General features: G+C 27.1%; 18 protein-coding genes. 8 read left to right on the top strand and 10 right to left on the bottom strand.

Going from position 1 to position 21,624, the window contains the following annotated elements; translation table 11 throughout:
* Positions 1–166: 166 nt before the first annotated feature.
* The 10 genes from OC680_RS01815 to OC680_RS01770 form a co-directional block, all read right to left on the bottom strand.
* Entirely contained in the window at positions 167–1,618 is a 1,452-nt protein-coding gene (locus OC680_RS01815) for an ATP-dependent helicase (RefSeq protein ID WP_304515415.1), read from the bottom strand.
* Between the two features lie 8 nt (positions 1,619–1,626).
* The gene (locus tag OC680_RS01810; protein ID WP_304515414.1) at positions 1,627–1,767 is read right to left on the bottom strand and encodes a hypothetical protein; all 141 of its coding nucleotides are present in this window, start codon (positions 1,765–1,767) and stop codon (positions 1,627–1,629) included.
* Between the two features lie 42 nt (positions 1,768–1,809).
* Positions 1,810–1,971 (bottom strand): hypothetical protein, encoded by a 162-nt coding sequence (locus OC680_RS01805; RefSeq protein WP_304515413.1) that lies wholly within the window; start codon positions 1,969–1,971, stop codon positions 1,810–1,812.
* A gap of 1,624 nt (positions 1,972–3,595) precedes the next feature.
* On the bottom strand, positions 3,596–5,221 hold the full coding sequence (gene glnS, locus OC680_RS01800; protein WP_304515412.1) for a glutamine--tRNA ligase: 1,626 nt from the start codon (positions 5,219–5,221) through the stop codon (positions 3,596–3,598).
* Positions 5,222–5,266: 45 nt separating this feature from the next.
* Positions 5,267–6,268: a tRNA (adenosine(37)-N6)-threonylcarbamoyltransferase complex transferase subunit TsaD gene (gene tsaD / locus OC680_RS01795; RefSeq protein ID WP_304515411.1), complete on the bottom strand. Its 1,002-nt coding sequence runs from the start codon at positions 6,266–6,268 to the stop codon at positions 5,267–5,269.
* Between the two features lie 65 nt (positions 6,269–6,333).
* Positions 6,334–6,897, bottom strand: coding sequence for a tRNA (adenosine(37)-N6)-threonylcarbamoyltransferase complex dimerization subunit type 1 TsaB (gene tsaB, locus OC680_RS01790; RefSeq protein WP_304515410.1), 564 nt, complete (start codon positions 6,895–6,897; stop codon positions 6,334–6,336).
* Positions 6,898–6,961: 64 nt separating this feature from the next.
* Positions 6,962–7,441 (bottom strand): tRNA (adenosine(37)-N6)-threonylcarbamoyltransferase complex ATPase subunit type 1 TsaE, encoded by a 480-nt coding sequence (tsaE, locus tag OC680_RS01785; protein ID WP_304515409.1) that lies wholly within the window; start codon positions 7,439–7,441, stop codon positions 6,962–6,964.
* A 125-nt stretch (positions 7,442–7,566) separates the two neighbouring features.
* The gene (gyrA, locus tag OC680_RS01780; RefSeq protein WP_304515408.1) at positions 7,567–10,101 is read right to left on the bottom strand and encodes a DNA gyrase subunit A; all 2,535 of its coding nucleotides are present in this window, start codon (positions 10,099–10,101) and stop codon (positions 7,567–7,569) included.
* A 39-nt stretch (positions 10,102–10,140) separates the two neighbouring features.
* Positions 10,141–12,081, bottom strand: a complete 1,941-nt coding sequence (gene gyrB, locus OC680_RS01775) for a DNA topoisomerase (ATP-hydrolyzing) subunit B (RefSeq protein ID WP_304515407.1) — start codon at positions 12,079–12,081, stop codon at positions 10,141–10,143.
* 767 nt (positions 12,082–12,848) lie between these two features.
* Positions 12,849–13,193 (bottom strand): thioredoxin family protein, encoded by a 345-nt coding sequence (locus OC680_RS01770; RefSeq protein WP_304515406.1) that lies wholly within the window; start codon positions 13,191–13,193, stop codon positions 12,849–12,851.
* A gap of 692 nt (positions 13,194–13,885) precedes the next feature.
* Here OC680_RS01770 and tig point away from each other — a divergent pair.
* The 8 genes from tig to OC680_RS01730 all read left to right on the top strand — a co-directional run.
* Positions 13,886–15,199, top strand: a complete 1,314-nt coding sequence (gene tig / locus OC680_RS01765) for a trigger factor (RefSeq protein ID WP_304515405.1) — start codon at positions 13,886–13,888, stop codon at positions 15,197–15,199.
* A gap of 188 nt (positions 15,200–15,387) precedes the next feature.
* Complete coding sequence (gene lon / locus OC680_RS01760; RefSeq protein ID WP_304515404.1) at positions 15,388–17,754, top strand: endopeptidase La; 2,367 nt, start codon at positions 15,388–15,390, stop codon at positions 17,752–17,754.
* 36 nt (positions 17,755–17,790) lie between these two features.
* Positions 17,791–18,015, top strand: coding sequence for a hypothetical protein (locus OC680_RS01755; RefSeq protein ID WP_304515403.1), 225 nt, complete (start codon positions 17,791–17,793; stop codon positions 18,013–18,015).
* Positions 18,016–18,195: 180 nt separating this feature from the next.
* Positions 18,196–18,369, top strand: coding sequence for a 30S ribosomal protein S21 (rpsU, locus tag OC680_RS01750; protein WP_304515402.1), 174 nt, complete (start codon positions 18,196–18,198; stop codon positions 18,367–18,369).
* Positions 18,370–18,460: 91 nt separating this feature from the next.
* Positions 18,461–18,877: an rRNA maturation RNase YbeY gene (ybeY, locus tag OC680_RS01745; RefSeq protein ID WP_304515401.1), complete on the top strand. Its 417-nt coding sequence runs from the start codon at positions 18,461–18,463 to the stop codon at positions 18,875–18,877.
* Positions 18,878–18,927: 50 nt separating this feature from the next.
* Entirely contained in the window at positions 18,928–19,812 is an 885-nt protein-coding gene (era, locus tag OC680_RS01740; RefSeq protein WP_304515400.1) for a GTPase Era, read from the top strand.
* A gap of 127 nt (positions 19,813–19,939) precedes the next feature.
* On the top strand, positions 19,940–21,298 hold the full coding sequence (locus OC680_RS01735; RefSeq protein ID WP_304515399.1) for a glycine--tRNA ligase: 1,359 nt from the start codon (positions 19,940–19,942) through the stop codon (positions 21,296–21,298).
* A 22-nt stretch (positions 21,299–21,320) separates the two neighbouring features.
* Positions 21,321–21,624, top strand: a 304-nt coding sequence (locus OC680_RS01730; RefSeq protein ID WP_304515398.1) for a CHC2 zinc finger domain-containing protein, incomplete at its 3' end; no start/stop codon positions are given.

The following is a 21,624-nucleotide window of genomic DNA, read 5'->3' as shown; positions in this document are numbered from 1 at the left end:
GGCTTTGGTGAAAACAAGTCGAAAAAAAGAGACCTGAGTTAAATGAGCCAGAATAGCCGTTAACGAGTATAAACGTTTAACTTTCATCAACAATCTCCTTCAAGATACAATAAATAAAAACTTTTAAATGTGGTAAAACTAAAACAGTCCTAAGGCTATTTTAACTTTAAAACCCCATTTCTTTTAAAAAAGTGAGCGGTTTTAAACGAGCAGGCTGGGTCAAACTAGGACGACGACGGACACTTGTCAAAAAAAGCTGGTCTTGAGCGCGGGTGACTGCTACATATGCTAAACGGCGTTCTTCCGCGAGATTGACGACCGCTAAAAGGGGATTGAGCCAGGTGGGTTGTTCACACCCGAGGAGAAAGACCACTTTAAATTCTAAGCCTTTCACTTGGTGAATAGAAGCTAAGACTAAAGACGAGGAAGGAGGGGGAGAGGGAGAGGGAGAGGACCAGAGCTGGGTCACTAATTGCTGAGCAGTGGCGGCTAATGGGGCGGGAGCAGCGGAAGGAGCAGAAGGGGTAGTAAGAGGCGGTCCCGAGGGGGAAGCTAAGCGATGATAAGGAATGTGGGCCCGCTCTAAAGCAGTGGTGATGGTCGTCAACACAAAGTGTTTGCGAGCCAGAATGGCAATCTGATGATACTGATAACCATCACGAGTCACTAAAGTCTGCAGTTGTTGCAAGACATAAGCCGCTTCTTGAGTGGGATCAGCACAAGCCTGATAGACGACTACGCCGGGATGAGGGTTCACAGCGGTTAAAGCAGCGGTGGCTGGGAGTAAAGCATTAGCTTTGGCAATAATGGCCGCGCCTGAGCGATAATTAGTGGTTAAAGCATAAGCGCGTAACTTTAAATCAGTAGCTAAGCGCGTCATATAAGTGGCTAACGACCCACGAAAACCATAAATATTTTGGTAAGGATCCCCCACTAAAAACAAAATACTTTGCCGGCCTAATAACCGTAAAAGTTGCGTTTGGTAGTAATCTAAATCTTGGCCTTCATCGACTAAGATATGCGAGTATTGTTGTTGATAAGCGGCCAGTAAAGGAGGATGATGACGTAGTAAATAATAACTATAAAAAGTTAAATCATCAAAATCCAAGACTTGCGCTTGGTGACAAAGGTGGGAGTAAGTTTGCCAAAAAACTTTCCAAGCGGGACGCTTGTCCCACAAAGGAGTGGCGATTAACCCTTTTTTAAACTTCGCTAAATAAGCTTTGAGGGCAGGTAAAGAAGATTGATAACGGCTTAAGCCAGCGCTCCCTAAGGCTTGTTTTAACCATTCATCTTGTTGAAAAGGGGTCATAAAAGTAAACGAGGAAGCATAAGGAAGCGGTAAGTGCTGTCCATGTTGTTGTAATAAACGGAGACAAAAACTATGAAAAGTAAAGACTTGGGTAGAGAAAGCCCGACAACGAGTGCGAATTTCAGCCCGTGCTTGCCGGTTAAAAACTAAAACTAATAACTTAGCAGGCGCCACTTGGGAAGCTAAATAAAGTAAGCGCTCAATTAGGGTCTTAGTTTTACCAGTGCCAGCTCCCGCTCGTAAATAAAGGGCTTGCTGAGCCGGAGCATGGGCGGCTTGCAATTGGGCGGGATTTAAATTGCACATCGTAATGATTAACTACTCTTAGCAGCAGTCGTCGGAGCTTTAATCCAAGGGACTTTGGTTTCGGAAGGAACAACTATTTCCAATTTATATAAAATAAAAATCACAATGAAACACACGCCTAAGTAAGTCAAAGCTTTTAACAAACTCATTAATAAAGACCTTCTCTTTCTGGTAAATGATAATTAAAAAAGTTATTGAGGTAAATAAATATAACCTTTATGAGCTAATAGGATTAAAACAAGCCCTAAGCCCCCAATGGTCGGCAAAATCAATCTTTGTAAAGATACGCGACGTCGACTAATGGTTCTTACCACTGCTGAACGAAAGCGTCTAAATTTACTGAATCTAGCCATGAACATTAAACTCCTTTACTTAATTTAAACATAAAAAAAAAGGTGATACTTATCACCTATTCTATTCAAGTATAACGCTAAAAACCCATAAAACTAAGTAAATTATAATACCTAAAAATAACCATCCGAAAAAGTTTAAGATGCGATCACGATAATGACTGTAAAACATAAAGATATTTGTCAAATAAAAAAATGGACTAGACATATAATAATTACCTTTCTTTCGTTAGTTTTGATACTTACATGTGACATCATTTATATAAAGTATCATGTTGTTATTTTACTAAAATTTAACTTAATACTATACTTATCATTATTTTTAATATTAAAATTCTTATAAAGTTGTATATTAATTTAATGCCATTTATTTTGATTTGGTCTTATTATCTGATAATATACTTCAGCAAAAAAGTGATTAATGAAGAATTAAAAACTGTAAAACTAGATATTAAAAAAATAAAATAATTCAACAATTAAATAGAAACTATCTAACTTTAAATGCAATTATTCAAACCAAAATTAGTATCAAATCAAAAAATTAAGAATTAAAAGAATTAAATCAACAAAAAAAGAGAAAGAAAATAGTTTCAAATTCTTATATTAGAAGAAACTAAATATTTAATTAAAACTAGTAAAAAAACTTGTTTAAAAAATTAAAACAAGATTATAATTATGCAGAAATATAAACCATTATCTATGGTAATCTTAAACATGAAGATAAATTTTCTTTTATTCTATTGCTATAGATGATCCTTTGTAAAAGGAATAAAAATATAAAAGAGTTGCTAAAAACCCGCGCATACATTTAATATTTAAATTAAAAACTAATTTAAAACAATTTATATCTGTTTATTAATTTTGTTCGAATGAATGAGTTATAATTTCATATGAAAACTAAAAATTAGGATATAATTTATTTTATTTATTTTTAATATTAATGTAAAAAGAAAAAAGACCTTTGTTTGTACAAAAGTCTTTTCAATAAAAACTCCATAAAAAGGTTAATTAAATGCAGCAACGAGTCCTTTAATAAAAAAATAATCAATGACTATTTATCCGATACTATCATGACTAAATTTTCCTAATTTTTATAATAACAAAGCACTTTACATTACAATTCTAAGGTTTGGCATTTGATCTATTTTTAACGATAACATGAATATTTTTGGGTTTTACTATAAGTAAGCATATAAAAAAAGATATTTTTTTCATTATTAAAAAGTTATTTATCTATACTTTTTACTTGAAATATAAATGTTTTAAAAAAAATTCACATATTGACAAATAATTTATAATGAATTATTTATATAAAATATAAAGAAAATTTCTTTATAGAACTAAAATATATTCTCAAATAAATCATAAATGTAAAGTATATTTACTACAAGATTAATAAACAAACAGAACTTGATTAAATTTTAAAAATTTTTGAAGAAAAATGAAGAAAATAATTTTATTTAATTATATGATAAATTTAAAAATAAAAAACAGTTTTCAATTCTTCTGTTCACAAAATAGTACAAAAGAAAGCTTTAAAAGAAGTGATTTTATTTAAGTTTATTTCCACTAAAAAAATATTTTAATAAATAATCATAGAAACATAATTAAATATTTTTTAATTTATTTATATATAACTTTTTAAAGCAATAATTTCATTGAAATAAATTAGATTGTTTTTTTTGAAAGCCACATTAAAATAGCCATTCCTTATAAATTGAAAATATTCATAATTTATTTGAGAATTGATATTTTCTTCAATTAAACCGTTTTTTTCCTTCCAAGAGTCTTTGTTAAAACAAACTTTAATATTTTTATGATCAATTTTTTTATTACCCAAAAATAAAGGTTTATAAAAATTAAAAATAGCTTTCTTTGATTTTTCTTTAGTAAGAAAGTGGATATTACCATTAGGTTTGCGTTTATTAAACCCGCTTCCACTTTTGGTTTGCGGGTCATAAGTAGCTAATATTTCAATAATTTCTCCTTTATCGTCTCTAATTACATCATAAGCTTTAATAAAGTAAAAATTTAATAATCTCACTTCGCCATTTAAAAATAACTTTCTCGATTTACTATTTAATTTTTCTAATTGAAAATCGCTTTTTTCAATATAGATGTTTCCAGAAAAAAATAATTTACGAAAATTAAGTGGATCATTTTCGTTATAGGGTATTTCGGCAAATTCCATTTTATTTTTAGGATAATTAGTAATAGTTACTTTGAGAGGGTCAATAATGGCTATAATTTTTTTTGATTTTTTTTGTAAATCATTTCTCAAACATGCATCTAACATTTTTTTATCAACGTAATTATTGTTTTTAGAAATTCCAGACTGAAATACAAATTCTTTAATAGCATCTGAAGTATAACCTCGTTTTTTAACTCCTCTTAAAGTAGGCATTCGAGGATCATCCCAACCTTGAACTAAGCCGGAATCAACTAAAAATTTAAGGTGTCTTTTACTTAAAAAAGTATTAGTGATGTTAAGACGACCAAATTCTATTTGAGTTGGAGTATGCTGCATTTCAGTCATTTGAGTTACCCAATTATATAAAGGACGATGATCTTCAAATTCCAAAGAACATAAAGAATGAGTAATTTTTTCAATAGCATCTTCTAAAGGATGAGCAAAATCATAAGAAGGGTAAATATAATAATGTTTTTTTTTAAGTGTATATGCATCTAAAATACGATATAAAACAGGATCTCTTAAATTAATATTGGGGCTTGCCATATTTATTTTGGCTCTTAAAACTTTCTCGCCTTCTTTGAAAAAACCTTCTTTCATTTGTTGAAATAATTCTAAATTTTCTTTTATTGTACGATTACGATAAGGTGAGTTAATACCTGGTTCTGTTAAATTTCCTCTATATTTTTTTAATTCTTCTGAATTTAAATCATCTACAAAAGCTTTATTTTTTTTAATTAGTAAAACAGCTTTTTGGTAAAAAATATCAAAATAATCTGAAGCAAAAAAAATTTTATCTGGTTCATACCCTAACCATCTAATATCTTCTAAAATAGCATTAACGTAATCTTGATGTTCATTATTAGGATTAGTGTCATCATATCGTAAATAAGTTTTTCCACCAAATAATTTAGCCAATTCAAAATTAATGATAATTGCTCTTGCATGCCCTAAATGTAAAAAACCGTTAGGTTCTGGCGGAAAACGTGTAATAATTTCTTGATATTTTTGTTCTTTTAAATCTTTTTGCATAATAGTCTTGATAAAATTGGATTCCAACATGAATAAATCTCCTTAATTGCAAAAATGTATTATAAATATACTATATTAAATTAAAGACAAATCGCTATGTCCTGTTAAATTATAATGATTAATTTTTTGATTTGAACAAAACTTTTTTTGATAATAAGCAGCTATACCAATCATTGCTGCTTGATCTGTACAATATAAAGAATTAGGAATTACAACTTCTAAATTATGAAAAATATTTTTAAATCTATTTCTTAAAAAGTGATTAGCTGCTACTCCTCCTGTTATGATTAATTGTCGAACAGGATAACGATTAATAGCTCTCTTTGTTTTAGTTATTAAAACATCAATGACACTAGCTTGAAAAGAGGCACATATATCATTAATGTATTGTGATGTAATTTTAGCCTTATTTTTTTTTATAAAATGAATAATTTCGCTTTTTATTCCTGAAAAACTGAAATTTAAATTATTATTTTTTAAATAAGGTCTAGAATAATGGAAAATATCTTTGCCTTTTAAAGCTAACTTTTCTATTATGGGACCTCCAGGGTAACCTAAATTTAAATTTTTCGCAATTTTATCATACACTTCTCCAAGAGCATCATCCAAAGTATATCCTAAACATTGAATATTAAAATGGTTTTTGATGTAAATTAACTCAGTATGGCCGCCCGAAACTATTAGCGCTAAAGAAGGAAAACAAATAGAATATTCTATTTGCGCAGCATAAATATGACCCATTAAATGATTAACACCTATTAAAGGTTTTTGATGAATATAAGCAAATGTATTAGCCGCATTTATTCCTAATAATAAAGATCCAATAAGTCCTGGTCCTTGTGTAACTGCCACTAAATCAATATTTTTAGGTAATATTTTAGCTTTTTTAAGGGCTTTATGTAAAATTAACGTTATAAATGTTAAGTGTTGACGAGAAGCTATCTCAGGAACAACACCGCCGTACTTTTTGTGATATTCAATTTGTGAGAAAATTATGTTAGAAAGCACTCTCTTCCCATTTTGAGTTATTGCTACGCTAGTTTCATCACAACTTGTTTCAATAGATAAAATTAACATGATAAACCCTTATCTTTCCATTAGTTATTTAGCATAAATAAAATATAATTTTAAAGGCAAAAGAATTAGTATACTGGGCAACAATAGTTAGGTACTAGATAATGGGGGTCTTTAACCTCTTCTATGTAGTCAAAAAGTTTATCCAAAGCAATTTTTAAATTTTTTTCTTCATTTAACAGTATATGATATTGAAATTGGGTTAAAAACTGTTGAGTATATCTATCTTCTGGCAGAATTATTTGGCCATTTACTAAACTTAAAGCATAAGAATCGCTATTATTGATATTTACTTTAGGAGTTATAACACTTTGATAATATCCACTCGTCAACAATAATAAACTACTTATTTTGTACAAAGATATTTTAAGTTCTAAAGATAAAATTTTAGCTGTTAGAACAGCAACTTTAGTTCCCGTATAAGAACCTGGCCCAATACCTACAATAATTTTTGTTAATTGAGAAATATTTATATTATTCTCTTTTAAAGTACGGCTAATTAAAGGGATCATACAAGAAACAAAACTTTTCGGTTTAACATTTTTTTGAATACTAATAATTTTATTAGATACAATCAGAATAACTAATTGAACAGAAGTAGAAGTATCTAAAATTAAATATTTATCATTCATATTTGGCTTTAAATCCCAAGTCTTTTTTTTAAATACATTGTTTACTATATCTATATTTGTTGTTTTAACAAAAGAAACTTTTCTCTATACATATATTTCTCATTTTCGGTTTTAATATATCAATATAAACTCTAAAATTCCAAAAAGGAATAATATCAATGTTGATGCCAGGAAGCGTTTCGATTAATAAAATATCACCCAAATCTAAATATTCCAATAATTCTTCGATGAATAATTGTTTAATTGGAAAATTTAAAACTCGGTACATATCTAAATGGTAAATTCTTCTTTTTTGAAATAGGTAAGTTTTCCATAAAGTAAAAGTAGGACTATTAATATTAGAATTAACGCCTAATTGTTTTGCTATCCCTTTGATAAAAACAGTTTTACCAGATCCCATTGCTCCTTCTATTAAAATAATATTTTTATTTTGCGTAATATGCTTATAAGTTAAGATAATATTACCAAAAATAGCACCTGCCCATTTAGTTTTTAAAGCAGAAGAAGATTTTTTATAATAAATAATTCTTTTTTGTGTCTTCATAGTCAATAAACTTTTGATATTTTATTTATCTTTATATTAAGTTAATAAAATGATTTTTTTGAACATAGATTAAAAAATCAATTTATAATTTTATTCATACTTATCAGTAATCTGAATATGGTAAATTAAATATTGGTTGTAATTGTAATTGGAAATAGCGTATTTTTTTCTTTTTTTACAACAACTACATTTATTAATTTATGGTTTTCATTTAACTTAAATAACCTATTTCCTTGTGTGACTTTAGATTTAGTTAATGATACTTTATCGGCATCTATTCTAATGACTTGCCCTAAATTAGAAATTAAAATCAACTCTTCGCTAGGTAAAATTGCTTTTAAAGTGACTAGTTTGCCGTTTTTATCAGTAACTTTTAAAGTTTTAACTCCTTTGCCACCTCTTTTTTGTTTTCTATAGACATCTGCTTTAGTTTTTTTACCATAACCTAATTCGGTAACTACCAAAATATCTTGTTCCGAAGACCATAATACAGCAGCTCCCACAATGTTATCTTCTGGTTCAATTCTCATGCCTATTACGCCAGTACCTTTGCGACTAGTTTTTCGAATAGAATTTTCTTTAAAACGAATGGCTTTTCCGTCAGAAGCAGCTAGTATAATGTCTTGTTGGCCAGAAGTTTTGAGCACTGATAAAACTTCATCATCATCTTTTAATGAAAAAGCTATTTTACCATTAGCTCTTATGTTAGCATATTCTTGAATACTATTTCTTTTTATAAATCCTTTTTTAGTGATTAATACTAAATAATTTTGGTCATTGTTAAAATCGCTTACACTAGTTAGCGTAGTTAAAAATTCTCCTTTAGCTAAAGGAATTAAATTCACTAAAGGAATTCCTTTGGATTGACGAGAATAAGGAGGGATTTGATACCCTTTTATTTGGTAAACTTTACCTTTGTTGGTGAAAAATAATTGATAATCATGAGTAGAAGTAATCACAAAATGTTCGACAAAATCATCTTTATTTATGGTAATACCGACAACGCCTTTCCCTCCTCTATTTTGTTTTTTATAAGTGTCTAAATTTAAACGTTTTGCATACCCTTTATTGGTTATTGTGATTAATATACGTTCCTTGTCAATTAATTCTTCTTCAGTAATATCTAACATATTATTAGTTAAGTTAATAATAGTTCTTCTATTATCTTGAAAGGTTTTTTTTAGGTATAATAATTCTTTTTTGATTATATCTTCTTTTTTAGCTAGCGAATTAATAATACTTTCACATTCAATAATTTTAAGGGTTAAATCTTTTTGTTCTTGTTTAATTTTTGCTATTTCCAAATTAGTGATTTTTTGTAAACTCATTTCTAAAATCACTTTACTTTGATTTAAATCAAAATTATATTTTTGCATTAATTGCTCTTGAGCATTTTTAATATTAGAAGCCCCTTTAATTAACTTAATAACATTATCAATATCATTTAAAACGATAACTAAAGCTTGAATCAGATGTTTTTTCGCAGAAGCTTTAGATAATTCGAATTGTTTCTGGCGTTGAATTATATTCATTCTAAAGTCAAAAAACTCTTTTAACATTTGTTTTAAATTAATTAATCGAGGAACTCCGTTTATTAAAGCAATCATATTAAAATTAAAAGAAACTTGCAATTGAGAATATTTATATAGATTATTTAACAAAACATGTGGGTTTATATCTCTTCTTAGATCGATTACAATTTTAATACCTTGGCGGTTTGATTCATCTCTTAAATCAGTAATGCCATCTATAATTTTTTCTTTAACCAAAACAGCGATAGATTCGATTAAACTACTTTTTTTGATTTGATATGGTATCTCAGTAATACAAATAGAAAACTTATTTTTTTCTGATTGCGTAATATGAGTCTTAGAACGGACAAAAATTCTACCTTTACCAGTAGCATAAATTGTTTTTAAATTTTCAGCTCCTAAAATTTCCCCTCCTGTTGGAAAATCTGGTCCTTTAAGGTGCTTCATTAAATCATTAACATCAATATTTTTGTCATCAATTAAAGCTATTAAAGCATTAATAACTTCTCCTAAATTATGAGGAGGAATATTGGTAGCCATTCCTACAGCAATTCCGGTAGAACCATTAACTAGAAGATTAGGAAAACTAGCAGGTAAAACTGTTGGTTCTTTTTCGTTACCATCATAATTATCAATAAAATCAACAGTGTTTTGATCGATTTCTTTAATTAATTCTACTGATAATTTAGACATACGTACCTCAGTATAACGCATAGCAGCGGCAGAATCACCATCTATAGACCCAAAATTGCCATGTCCTGTAATCAAAGGATAACGACAATTAAAATCTTGAGCCATTCTCACCATTGCTTCATAAATACTATTATCTCCGTGCGGATGACATCTACCCATAACGGCCCCTACAACAACAGCAGATTTTTTGAAACGTTCCTGATTATCGAGATTTAATCCTTGCATTACATAGATAATTCTTCTATGAACAGGTTTCATGCCATCTCTAACATCTGGTAGAGCTCTTCTAATAATTACACTCATTGCATAACTTAAGAAAGATTTTTTCATTTCATCATTAATATCAACTGATTCCACATGACCAATATTAGTAACAGAACTCAAAAATTCTTGTTCGTTATTAACAAAATTATTTTTTTTAGTTTTTTTTGACATTATTATAATCGCCTTTTTTTTATTTAATCCGAATTAAGTCTAAATATCTATATCTGCATAAGTAGCATTTTTTTGAATAAAATCTTTTCTAGCAGCAACTTCTTCCCCCATTAACATAGTAAAAATTCTATCAGCTTCTAGAGCATCTTCTAACTTAACTTGTAATAAAGTTCTGGTATTCGGATTCATGGTAGTTTCCCAAAGTTGTTCTGCATTCATCTCGCCTAAGCCTTTATATCTTTGTAAAATAATTTTACTTTTACTTTTAGACATAAATTCCTTTAAATCTTGTTCATTATAAAAATAATTAACTTTTTTATTTTGTTGTGCTTTATACAACGGAGGCTGAGCAAAGTAAATATAACTATTTTCAATTAAAGGTCTTAAATTTCTGAAAAAAAAAGTTAGCAATAAAGTTCTAATATGTGCACCATCTACATCTGCATCTGTCATAATAATAATACGATGATAGCGGGCTTTATTTAAATTAAATTCTTTATCGATACCTGTGCCAATAGATTGTATCAAAGAAACGATTTCATTGTTGCTTAATATTTTGCCTAAACGAGATTTTTCTACATTAAGAATTTTACCTCTTAAAGGGAGAATAGCTTGAAATTTAGAATCTCGACCTTGTTTAGCAGAACCCCCAGCTGAGTCCCCTTCAACAATATATAATTCTGATGTAGCAGGATCTTTTACACGGCAATCAGCCAATTTTGAAGCAAAACTTAATAAATCTAAAGGAGTCTTTTTTCTAGTAAATTCACGAGCTTTTTTTGCGGCTACTCTAGCTTTAGCAGCTAATAAACATTTATCAACGATTTTCTTGGCTTCTTGAGGATTTTCTAATAAATAACTTTCTAAAGCATCACCAAAATGCTTAGAGACAAATTGTCTCATTTCGTAATTCCCTAATTTTGTTTTTGTTTGACCTTCAAATAGAGGATCAAAATGTCTTAAAGAGATAATAGCAGTTATGCCTTCCAAAGTGTCTTCCCCAATAAAACTCATATCTTTTTTCAAAAGATTTTTATCTTTGGCATATTTTGATAAAACTCTATTTAAAGACATTTTAAACCCTTCTTCATGCGTTCCGCCCTCATGAGTTGGGATATTATTAACAAAAGAATAAATATTTGTAGCATACGAGTCATTATATTGAAAGGCAATTTCCAAAAAAATGCTTTCTGCATGATATTTTTGGCAAAAAACTTGATTTAAAGTTTTTTTATTTTCGTTTAAATACTGAAGATATTCTTTAATACCGCCTTCAGAATAAAAAGTAAGAACTTTATAAGGGTCTTTACGAGCATCTACAAGAGTTAACTTGATATTTTTATTTAGAAAGGATAATTGTTGTAATCTATTTTTTAAAACGTCTGTGCTGTAAGAAAAATTATTCATTTCTTTAAAAATAGTAATATCAGGCAAAAAAGTAACAATAGTACCTCTTTTATTAGTAGTACCTTTTATTTCTAAAGGAGTCATAGGTACTCCTTTTTCGTATTTTTGATAGTATATTTTATTATTCAGATGAATTTCCACTGTAAACCAAGTAGATAAAGCGTTAACTACAGAAGAACCTACTCCATGTTGACCGCCTGAATAACTGTAATCACGAGAATTAGGATTATTTTTGAATTTACCTCCTGCATGTAAGTGGGTTAAAATAGTTTCTACAGCCGGTTTTTTTGTTTTAGGGTGGATGCCCACTGGGATACCTCTTCCATCGTCAGAAACACGGACTATATTGCCAGGGAAAATTTCTAAGATAATTTCTTTAGCAAACCCCGCTAAAGCTTCATCTATAGAATTGTCTATAATTTCCCAAATCAAATGATATGCGCCTTTCGTCGAAGTAGAGTCAATATACATTCCTGGTTTTTTACGAACAGCTTCTAATCCTTCTAGAATTTCAATACTAGAAGCGTCATATCCGTGGAAAATATCAGCGTTGTAATCATTATCATTAATCATCTGTAACTAAACCTATTATAAACTTTCTAAATTTCTATATTTAAATATCTATTTGACTACTATTTTATTTATTATAATGAAGATCTATGAAGGAAGATCTTACCCATTAAGCCAAAAAACAAGTTAATAAAAATTAATATAAAAAATAACATTATTATTATCTTAAATTCCAAATTCGTTACTTCTAAAAATGCAACGAGGTATAGGATAATTATAGCATGACTAAATAATACTTGTCTTAATTTTTTGTATTCTTTGGATTTATTTCTTGTATTAGAGAATGTTTCTCATTTGTTATTCGTTTAATAGTGAATTATAAAAGATAAATATATTTTTACATATTAGCAATTCTTTTCTAATAAAACTTAACAATAAAATAATTGCTAATATGTAAAATTAAAATTATTAGTTTAATCTATATTAAATAAATTTTTTTTACACGATAACAGCTAAATATGTATGTGCTCCATTAAAGATACCATTAATATTAAAAAATTATGGACATGTTTTTAGAATTTAACTTTATTCTTTCAAATTTTTATTTGAATGTTTCGCTTTTTTGTATTTAGTTTTTCAATTAATATATTAAATTAAACTCAACAAAATTAGCACATAATATTAAAAATAACTTTTTTTAAACGAAAAAAAAAGGGGGGTCATATTTGAGCATAATTGTTTTGTGCAGCTGGTTGTTCATGTTACTACAAATATGTATAAGATTATATTAATTAATAAAAAAAGCATCAAAGAATTATAAATCTAAATGATTAACAACAAAAATTGTTTTTTTCTTCTTTGTGTCGATCGATAAAGGATAATAACTCTTCATATGAACAAAAACCTACTCTCCTATTAATTTTTCTGCCATTTTTGTATAGAAGCAGAGTAGGATAACTTGTAATATTGTACTCGCTTAACAAATAGGGATGTTGGTCAATATCAATTTTAATTAAAGATAAATCTTTTCTTTTTTGTAATAGTTCATCTATTATAGGCATTAAGTTACGACAAGGAGCACACCAAGAAGCAAAAAAATCTATCAAAACTAATTCTGTTTTTTGCGCTTGAATCGATTGGTTTAAATCCATTTTTTTCTTTTCATCAGTTGGCATTTAACTACTCTCTTTTCTAGATACTAAATTTACTAAATTTTTATTTATTAGTTTTATAATTTTTACAATAATTGTAACAATCTAAAAATTATTATTTTTTTAACAAAAAACACCAGTATTTTAATTATCTTACAACTATTGAAATAATAAATTAAGACCCCCCTAAACTGAAAAGTAGTTATGAAAAATTTATAGATTCAATGTTTCTGTAAAGATTAATTGTTAAATGTTAAACGTGGCCTTGTTTATGCTAATTGTTACAATCCTTAGTATTATAATATAAATCTATTTTTGTGTATCATATTTATGGCTATGGTCAATTATTTTTGGAGGAAAAATTTTTTAAATAAAAAACAAAAAACTCCCTGTTTTATTAAAGTTTTATTTATCACATTTTATTTTAATAAAAAAATTAAAAAAAAGAATATTATTTTTTCATTTTTGAAATACGCTTTTTTTATAGCTTTTAATGCAATAAAAACATCTTTATTTGATAAAATTAATTGTAAACTTGTAAATTTTTTACGTGGTATAATTTGAATAAATTAAAGAAAAAAAATAAATGCAGAAGCAAAATAGAATTTTACATTTTATGCATATGAGTTCCATTGATAATAGATCAAAAAAGTTAGCATCTGGTATAATTAATAAAATATAAGCTAAATTAAAACCACATTAAGGTGACATGAAAAATGAAAATTAAATACATAAGCGATAATCTCGTTCAATATAGTTGGGAAATTACTACTGATGAATTTGAAATTTTTTTAAAAGAAGCTTTCAACAAAACAAAAAACAAGATAAAAATTAGAGGGTTTCGAACAGGATTTGTATCGCGTAAAATTTGCGAAAGGTATTTTGGAAAAAAATTTTTATACAAAGATGCTGTTGAATTTTTATTACAAGATAAAATTAAGACTATATTAAAAACTGAAAAAAATAAAATCATAGGACAACCAGAATTAGTTGAATTTGAACTAGAAAAATTGGATAAAAATAAACCTTTTCATTTTGGACTACAATTCATTTTGAAACCAGAAATTAAATTGTGCGAATACGTAAATATTCAATTAAAAACAGAAAATAAAAAAATTTTAGATGATGAGATAGAAAATGAGATTCAAAATGAAATCGATAACTTTCTAATATTTCTAACTAAACAAAATGGTTTTTCACTATCATTAGACAATGATTTTATTATAGATTTGATAGGGTCATTTAACAACCAAATTATTTTTAAAAAAGAGAATATAAGTTATAATCCGAAAAAAGGGTTAAACTCATTAATGACTTATTTAGCACCTCACTTGCTAGGAATGAAAGAACAAGATAAACGTCAAATATCAGTAGTATTTCCTGATAATTACGAAAAGAAAGAAATGGCTGGTAAAAAAATCTTTTTTGATGTCTATTTAAAAGAAATAAGAATAAATCAGAAATTAATTTTAACTAAAAAATTAATTTCTGATTTAAAAATCCCGATGATTCAAAACATAGAAGATTTAAAACAAAATATCAAGATACAAATTCAATCGCAAAAACAAAATCAAATTAAAAATACAGTAATTGAAGAAATTTTCGATTACTTAATTGACAATTCTGTTCTTGAAATCCCAAAGCAACTTATCGAAGCAGAAATTATCGTTTTAAAAGAAAATTTACAAAATGAATTAGACAAACAAAAATTGACTTTAACACAGTATTACAATAAAACTAATTTAGATGAAACAAAATTGAACCAAAAACTCAATGAACAAGCTATCAGAAAATTAAAAATTAATTTCTTATTAGACGAAATATCAATAAAGGAAAATATACAAGTTACCCAAGAAGAAATAGAAAATTTCCGTGAAGAAATTAATTCTGTGTTAAGAATATCTGCAAAAGAATCAAAACAAAAACACACTCAAACTTATATACAAAATTATCTAACACAGCTGAAAACAGTAAATCTATTACTGGCTAAATCTTCTTTTAATAAAGATGGGAAAATAAATGTTACATAACATTCTGCGATAAATAAAACAATTAGAAAGAATAAGAAAGAAAAAAATAAAAAATTTATTATTATTCATAATAACATGATAAAAAAGTTTATTATCTGAGATGCTTTGTCTAACGACATAAAAGTTAAATATACTCATAAATAAAAACCAAATATAAAGTTTAATTCGCGAATGAAAGGCAATTAATAATGGATAAAAAAAATAAATTAGAACTAAAAGATAATGTTATTGTTAACATTCCTAATCAATTACCAGTTATCATTGTGAGAAATGTAATCCCCATACCCCACAATGATTTTAGAATTGAAATAGGTCGTGATTTTTCGATAAATGCTCTAAAATATGCTGAAAATCAAAATTGCCCTTACATGGTGATTTTACCACAAAAAAATTTTTTTCACGAAGAACCAAAAATATCTGATATAGAAAAATACGGTGTTCTAGCTCAAATTTTACTTTCAATCAAAATGGATAATACTTCCGAATCCACTTATAAAGTAAAATTTCGTATTTTAAAAAGAATTTTCGTTAACAAAATAATTAAAAAAGATAATTTTTATCAATCGGAATATGAACATGTACCAACTATTTTTGGTAATATAAAAAAAGAAAAAGCTTTAATTAAACTAATTATCCAACAAATAACTTCTAATATGAGTCAATTTTTATTGATAACAGAAAACACTTTATTAGAACAAATACAAAAAGGAATTACAACAGATAAAATCGCTGATTTAATTGTTTTTTCATTAAGAATCGAAGAAAAGGAAAAATACAAATATTTAAAAGAGAAAAAATTAAATAAAAGATTAATGTATCTGCTTAAAGATATACAAAGTAAGTTAAATATTATCGATTTAGAAAATAAAATAAATGAAGAAGTAAAACGTAGCATTGATGAAAATCAAAAAGAATTTTATTTAAGAGAAAAAATAAAGGCAATCCAAAATGAATTAGGAGACAAGGTCAAAAAAGAAGAAGAAATAGAAAAATTAAGAAAAAAAATTAATAGTTCTCGTATGCCAAGCAATATTAAAGAAAAAGCTTTGCAAGAACTTTCCCGTTACCAGTCTATTTCTTCCGCTGTAGCAGATTCTTTTGTAATTCGTAATTACTTAGATTTTATCATTTCTTTACCATGGAATAAAATTAGCAAAGATATTGAAGATTTAGAAAAAATTAAGTTAACTTTAGAAAAAAATCATTATGGTTTACAAAAAGCTAAGGAACGTATTCTGGAATATGCAGCAGTCAAAATAATGACAAAAAAAAATGCTCAAACTATTTTATGTCTTGTAGGACCGCCGGGAGTAGGTAAAACTACTTTAGCTATTTCTATAGCTGAAGCGTTAGGGCGTAAATTTGTAAAACAGTCCTTAGGCGGATTACAAGAAGAAAGCGAATTTAAAGGCCACAGAAGAACTTATGTAGGAGCTATGCCAGGCCGTATTTTAGATGGTTTAAAAAATGCAGGAGTAATGAATCCCGTTTTTTTATTAGATGAAATAGATAAATTAGTGAATAATTTTCAACATAATCCAGAATCTTCTTTGTTAGAAATTTTAGATCCTAAACAAAACAAAACTTTTATAGATCTTTATTTGTCAGAACCATTTGATTTGTCACAAGTTTTATTTATAACTACTGCTAATGATTTAACCAATGTTTCTGAACCACTCAAAGACCGACTCGAAATCATAGAATTAAATTCTTACACAGAAAAAGATAAACTAATCATTGCTAAAAAATATTTATTGCCCAAACAATTAGAAGAACACGGGTTGCAAGAAGCACAATTTCAAATCGAAGATAAAACTATTATTCATATAATTAGACATTATACAAAAGAAGCAGGAATAAGAAATTTAAGCCAAAAACTTGCTACTCTTATTCGTAAAACAGTAAAAGAAATTTTAATAAATAAAATTAAACAAATGCAAATCAATATATCAAATATTGAAAAATTCTTAGGAAAAATTATTTATCAACATTTATTAGCGGAAAAAACTCCTCAAATAGGAGTAGTAAATGGTTTAGCTTATACTTCTTTAGGAGGAGAAATTCTACCAATAGAAACCACTTTTTATCCCGGCAAAGGCAAATTAGTTTTGACAGGTCATTTAGGTAAAGTCATCGAAGAAAGTGCTATAACTGCTTTCAGTTTTTTAAAATCTAATGCTCTAAAATTAGGTATTCAGCATGATATTTTTGAAAAAAACGATTTTCATGTTAATTTTTTAGAAAGCGCTGTGCCTAAAGATGGACCTTCAGCAGGAATCACAATAGCTACTTCCATTTTTTCTGCTATTACAAAAAAATACGTAAAAGAAAATATAGGTATGACAGGAGAAATCACTCTTCGCGGATTAATTCTACCTATAGGAGGATTAAAAGAAAAAGCTATTGCCGCTGATAGAATCGGATTAAATACTATTTTTATTCCAGAAGAAAATTTAAAAGATATATATGATATCCCAGAAGAAGTAAGAGAAAAACTCAAAATTATTACTATTCAAAACGTTAATGATGTTTTTTTAAAAGCTTTAATTATTTGATAATATTTAAAGAAATATAAGGATGATTAATAAATTATGATGATATTGCCGCTTAAATTGCCTAATTTTATGTTATATGTTATTTGTATTGCAATTATTATAACCGTTTTACTTTCATCAGAAAAAAATATAACAGATATGTTTGCTGAGCAATACGGCATTCAAAGGATTAACTCTTCTGAAACACGTCTTAATCGTTTTATTTCTGTTTTAGTATTTTTTTTATTTGCTCATTCTTTCCTGCAACAAAATGTCATATAAACTAAATTTTATAACAAAAAAGTCAATTATTTAATATATGTTTTCATCAAAAATTAAATATATTTGATTGATTTATGTTATAATAAGGCAAACTGAGATGTTTTTTTAATTAATATGTTAATCACTAAGTCAATGTATTTTAATAGTTTGATTTATAACATAAAAAAAGGGGGATAATTCATGTCTAAAACTATTGTTCACGAAGATGAAAGTATTGAAGAAACTTTACGTCGATTTAAAAGAGATGTTGCTAAAGCCGGAAATCTTACTATAGCTCGTAAAAAAGAATTTTATATTAAGCCTAGTGTTGAAAAAAAAAATCGCAGAAAAATTTTTAAAACTAAAAAACGTTAACTATAAAAAATACTAAAATTTATTAGATGTACCAAAGGTACTTTTTTTATTTATCATCTGTTAATCTCAAAATAAATTAATAAAAAATATTATGAATCTTAAAATACACAATCAAACTAAAATAAATATTACTAATATAAAAAAAACCTTAGTCAGCTTATTTAAATCTCTAAAAGAAAAAAATAATATACATATTATCTTTATAGATAATGATAAAATGCAAGAAATGAATTGGTATTACCTTCGCAGAAAATATCCTACTGATGTTTTATCCTTTATTGATGAAATGAACAATGATTCTTTAGGAGATATTTTCATTTCTTTGCCAAAAGCTTTTGAACAAGCTAAGGAATATAATCATAGTAGCGAACAAGAAGTAAGTTTTTTAGCTTTACACGGATATTTACACTTGAAAGGGTTTAATGACCAAACAGAAGAATCTCTACAAGAAATGATGAACATACAACATCAAATTTTAGAAAAAAATAATTTAGATTTTCCTTACTAATAAAGTAATTAAATTTCTAGTTCATTTTGTTGCCAAAGGAGAACAAACTAGTGTTTAAATCAGGTTTCATTGCTATAGTTGGTAATACAAACGTTGGAAAATCTACTTTAATAAATGCTTTGGTTCAAAAAAAAATTTCTATTACTAGTTCTAAAGCACAAACTACTCGCAGCCCAGTTATAGGTATTTGTCATGATCCCGTTTACCAGTTAATTTTCATAGATACTCCAGGAATTGTTAATATAAAAGAAAAATATCTGTTTAATAAGAGAATAAAAGACATGACTTTACAAAGTCTTCGAGGAACAGATATAATCTTATTTGTAGTTGATCGTCCGTATTCTAATCAAGACAAAAATATTTTAAAAATAATTAGAAAAAATGACACAAAAGTTATCTTAATTATTAATAAAATCGACCTTTTAAAAAGCAAAATTGCAATTGATAAAATTATTTTAAGTTATATGGACAAATTATTTTGTCACGCTGTTATTCCTTTGTCTTCGGTTACGATTCAAAACCTAGATATTTTAAAAGATAACATACTTGCTTGCCTAAAAGAAAGGCCACTTTATTATCCTAAACATATAATTACTAATACTACTAATCAAAAATTCATGTCCGAAATAATTAGAGAAAAAATCCTTTACTATACACATCAAGAAATTCCGCATGCTTGCCATGTTATTATCGAAAATATTTCACCAAGAACAGATTTTTCTTTAATGCAGGTTTCAGCTCTTATTTTAACAGAAACCATAAATCAAAAAAAAATTTTAATCGGTTTGAAAGGCCGTAAGTTAAAAAAAATAGGTACTGAAGCTAGAAAAGATATCAATAAAATTCTTGATATTCAAATTCATCTTAACTTATGGATAAAAGTAGAAAGAAATTGGCGTAGTAAAAATGATATATTAAAATCATATATAACTTAAATATAAATAAAAATAAAAAGTATATTAAATATGCAAACTTCCAAAAAAGAAGATTCAAGTAAAAATAATTATCATTTATCTTCTTTTTTTATTTTAATTAAACTACAAACAAATTAAGGATTGAAAAATGTTTTCTTTAAAAGAAATAATTGCTTTTGCAAAACAAAACGGATTTATTTTTCCAGGAAGCGAAATTTATGGTGGTTTATCTAATAGTTTTGATTATGGTCCTATAGGCAGTTTATTAAAACAAAATATTAAAAAAGCTTGGGTCAAAAAATTTTGCCAAGAAAGGGAAGATACAGTTTTATTTGATAGTTCTATCATAATGAATACTAAAATTTGGGAAGCATCCAAACATTTAAAACTTTTTACAGATCCGCTTGCTGAAAATAAAGATAATAACAAGCGTTATCGAGCAGATAAATTAATTAAAATCCATGATCCACAAATAAATATGAATGATTTGTCTTTCGAACAAATGACACAGTATTTAATAGAACATAAAATATTAGGTACTCAAAACTGGGCGCCAGTTAAACAATTTAATTTATTATTTCGTACTTTTCAAGGAGTTACACAAGAAAACGCTAGTATTGTTTATCTAAGACCTGAGACTTGCCAAGGTATTTTTATAAATTTTAAAAATATTATTAAAACAACAAGAAAAAAAATACCTTTTGGAGTTGGACAAATCGGTAAATCTTTTCGTAATGAAATCACGCCAGGAAATTTTATTTTTCGAACTTGTGAATTTGAACAAATGGAATTAGAATTTTTTTGTCATCCAGAACAACACAAACAATGGTATATTTTTTGGAAAGAATATGTATATAATTTTCTCATCAAATTAGGATTTAAAAAAAACAATCTCAAATTTAAAGATAATCATCCGCAAGAATTAAGTCATTATTCAAATGCTACTACTGATATTTTATTCAATTTTTCTTGGGATTTTGATGAATTATGGGGAATAGCTTCTAGAACAGATTTTGATTTAAAAAATCATCAACAATATTCTCGACAAAATTTACAATATTTTGACGAAGAAACAAAACAAAAATATTATCCTTTTGTTATTGAACCATCAGTTGGAGTAGAAAGATTATTTTTAGCTATTATAATAAACTCTTTAGAAAGAGAAAATTTGGAGAATAATACTACAAGAATAGTTCTAAAAATACATCCTTTCTTATCGCCTTATAAAATAGCTATTCTGCCTTTAATTAAACAACAACACCGAGCCAAAGCTAAAGAATTGCAGAAAGAATTATCCAATGATTTGGAAATTATTTACGATGAAACTCGTAGTATTGGTAAAAGATATAGAAGACAAGATGCCATAGGAACCCCGTTTTGTTGCACTATAGACGACCAAACTCTGAAAGATAATATTGTAACTATAAGAGATAGAGATTCCTTACAACAAAAACGTATTAAAATTGAATCTATCAAAAAATATATAGAAAAAAAAATATCATTTTGATATTTGCGTATAAATAGAAAATATGATAAACTCAAAAACAAAATTATCTCCTATTATTAAAAACATCAATGAAAAAATACCTATTTATGAATTGGTCACTAATTCAGGTATTAATTTAAAAAAACAAGGTAAAAATTTCATGGGTTTGTGCCCTTTTCACTCGGAAAAAAATCCTTCTTTTTCGGTTTCATTAGAAAAAAATATTGCTTTTTGTATGTCTTGTCATAAAGGAGGTGGGCCAGTTAATTTTTGGCGCCAATTAAAAAACATCTCCATCGAAAAAACTATCGAAGAATTATGTCAAAAATTTAATTTAAATTTGCCTC

Origin of the sequence: Candidatus Phytoplasma melaleucae, assembly GCF_030588185.1 — a bacterium.
GTDB lineage: Bacteria > Bacillota_I > Bacilli_A > Acholeplasmatales > Acholeplasmataceae > Phytoplasma > Phytoplasma melaleucae.
The sequence above is the reverse complement of the archived record's forward strand: the minus strand, read 5'-3'. Positions and strand labels throughout refer to the sequence as shown.

Coding starts and splice junctions, on each gene's coding strand:
- OC680_RS01815 (WP_304515415.1), bottom strand. CDS start 1,618: ATGTGCAATTTAAATCCCGCCCAATTGCAAGCCGCCCATGCTCCGGCT.
- OC680_RS01735 (WP_304515399.1), top strand. CDS start 19,940: ATGTTTTCTTTAAAAGAAATAATTGCTTTTGCAAAACAAAACGGATTT.
- lon (WP_304515404.1), top strand. CDS start 15,388: ATGGATAAAAAAAATAAATTAGAACTAAAAGATAATGTTATTGTTAAC.
- tig (WP_304515405.1), top strand. CDS start 13,886: ATGAAAATTAAATACATAAGCGATAATCTCGTTCAATATAGTTGGGAA.
- OC680_RS01805 (WP_304515413.1), bottom strand. CDS start 1,971: ATGGCTAGATTCAGTAAATTTAGACGCTTTCGTTCAGCAGTGGTAAGA.
- gyrB (WP_304515407.1), bottom strand. CDS start 12,081: ATGATTAATGATAATGATTACAACGCTGATATTTTCCACGGATATGAC.
- tsaD (WP_304515411.1), bottom strand. CDS start 6,268: ATGTTAATTTTATCTATTGAAACAAGTTGTGATGAAACTAGCGTAGCA.
- OC680_RS01755 (WP_304515403.1), top strand. CDS start 17,791: ATGATGATATTGCCGCTTAAATTGCCTAATTTTATGTTATATGTTATT.
- gyrA (WP_304515408.1), bottom strand. CDS start 10,101: ATGTCAAAAAAAACTAAAAAAAATAATTTTGTTAATAACGAACAAGAA.
- rpsU (WP_304515402.1), top strand. CDS start 18,196: ATGTCTAAAACTATTGTTCACGAAGATGAAAGTATTGAAGAAACTTTA.
- OC680_RS01770 (WP_304515406.1), bottom strand. CDS start 13,193: ATGCCAACTGATGAAAAGAAAAAAATGGATTTAAACCAATCGATTCAA.
- OC680_RS01810 (WP_304515414.1), bottom strand. CDS start 1,767: ATGAGTTTGTTAAAAGCTTTGACTTACTTAGGCGTGTGTTTCATTGTG.
- ybeY (WP_304515401.1), top strand. CDS start 18,461: ATGAATCTTAAAATACACAATCAAACTAAAATAAATATTACTAATATA.
- glnS (WP_304515412.1), bottom strand. CDS start 5,221: ATGTTGGAATCCAATTTTATCAAGACTATTATGCAAAAAGATTTAAAA.
- tsaE (WP_304515409.1), bottom strand. CDS start 7,441: ATGAAGACACAAAAAAGAATTATTTATTATAAAAAATCTTCTTCTGCT.
- tsaB (WP_304515410.1), bottom strand. CDS start 6,897: ATGAATGATAAATATTTAATTTTAGATACTTCTACTTCTGTTCAATTA.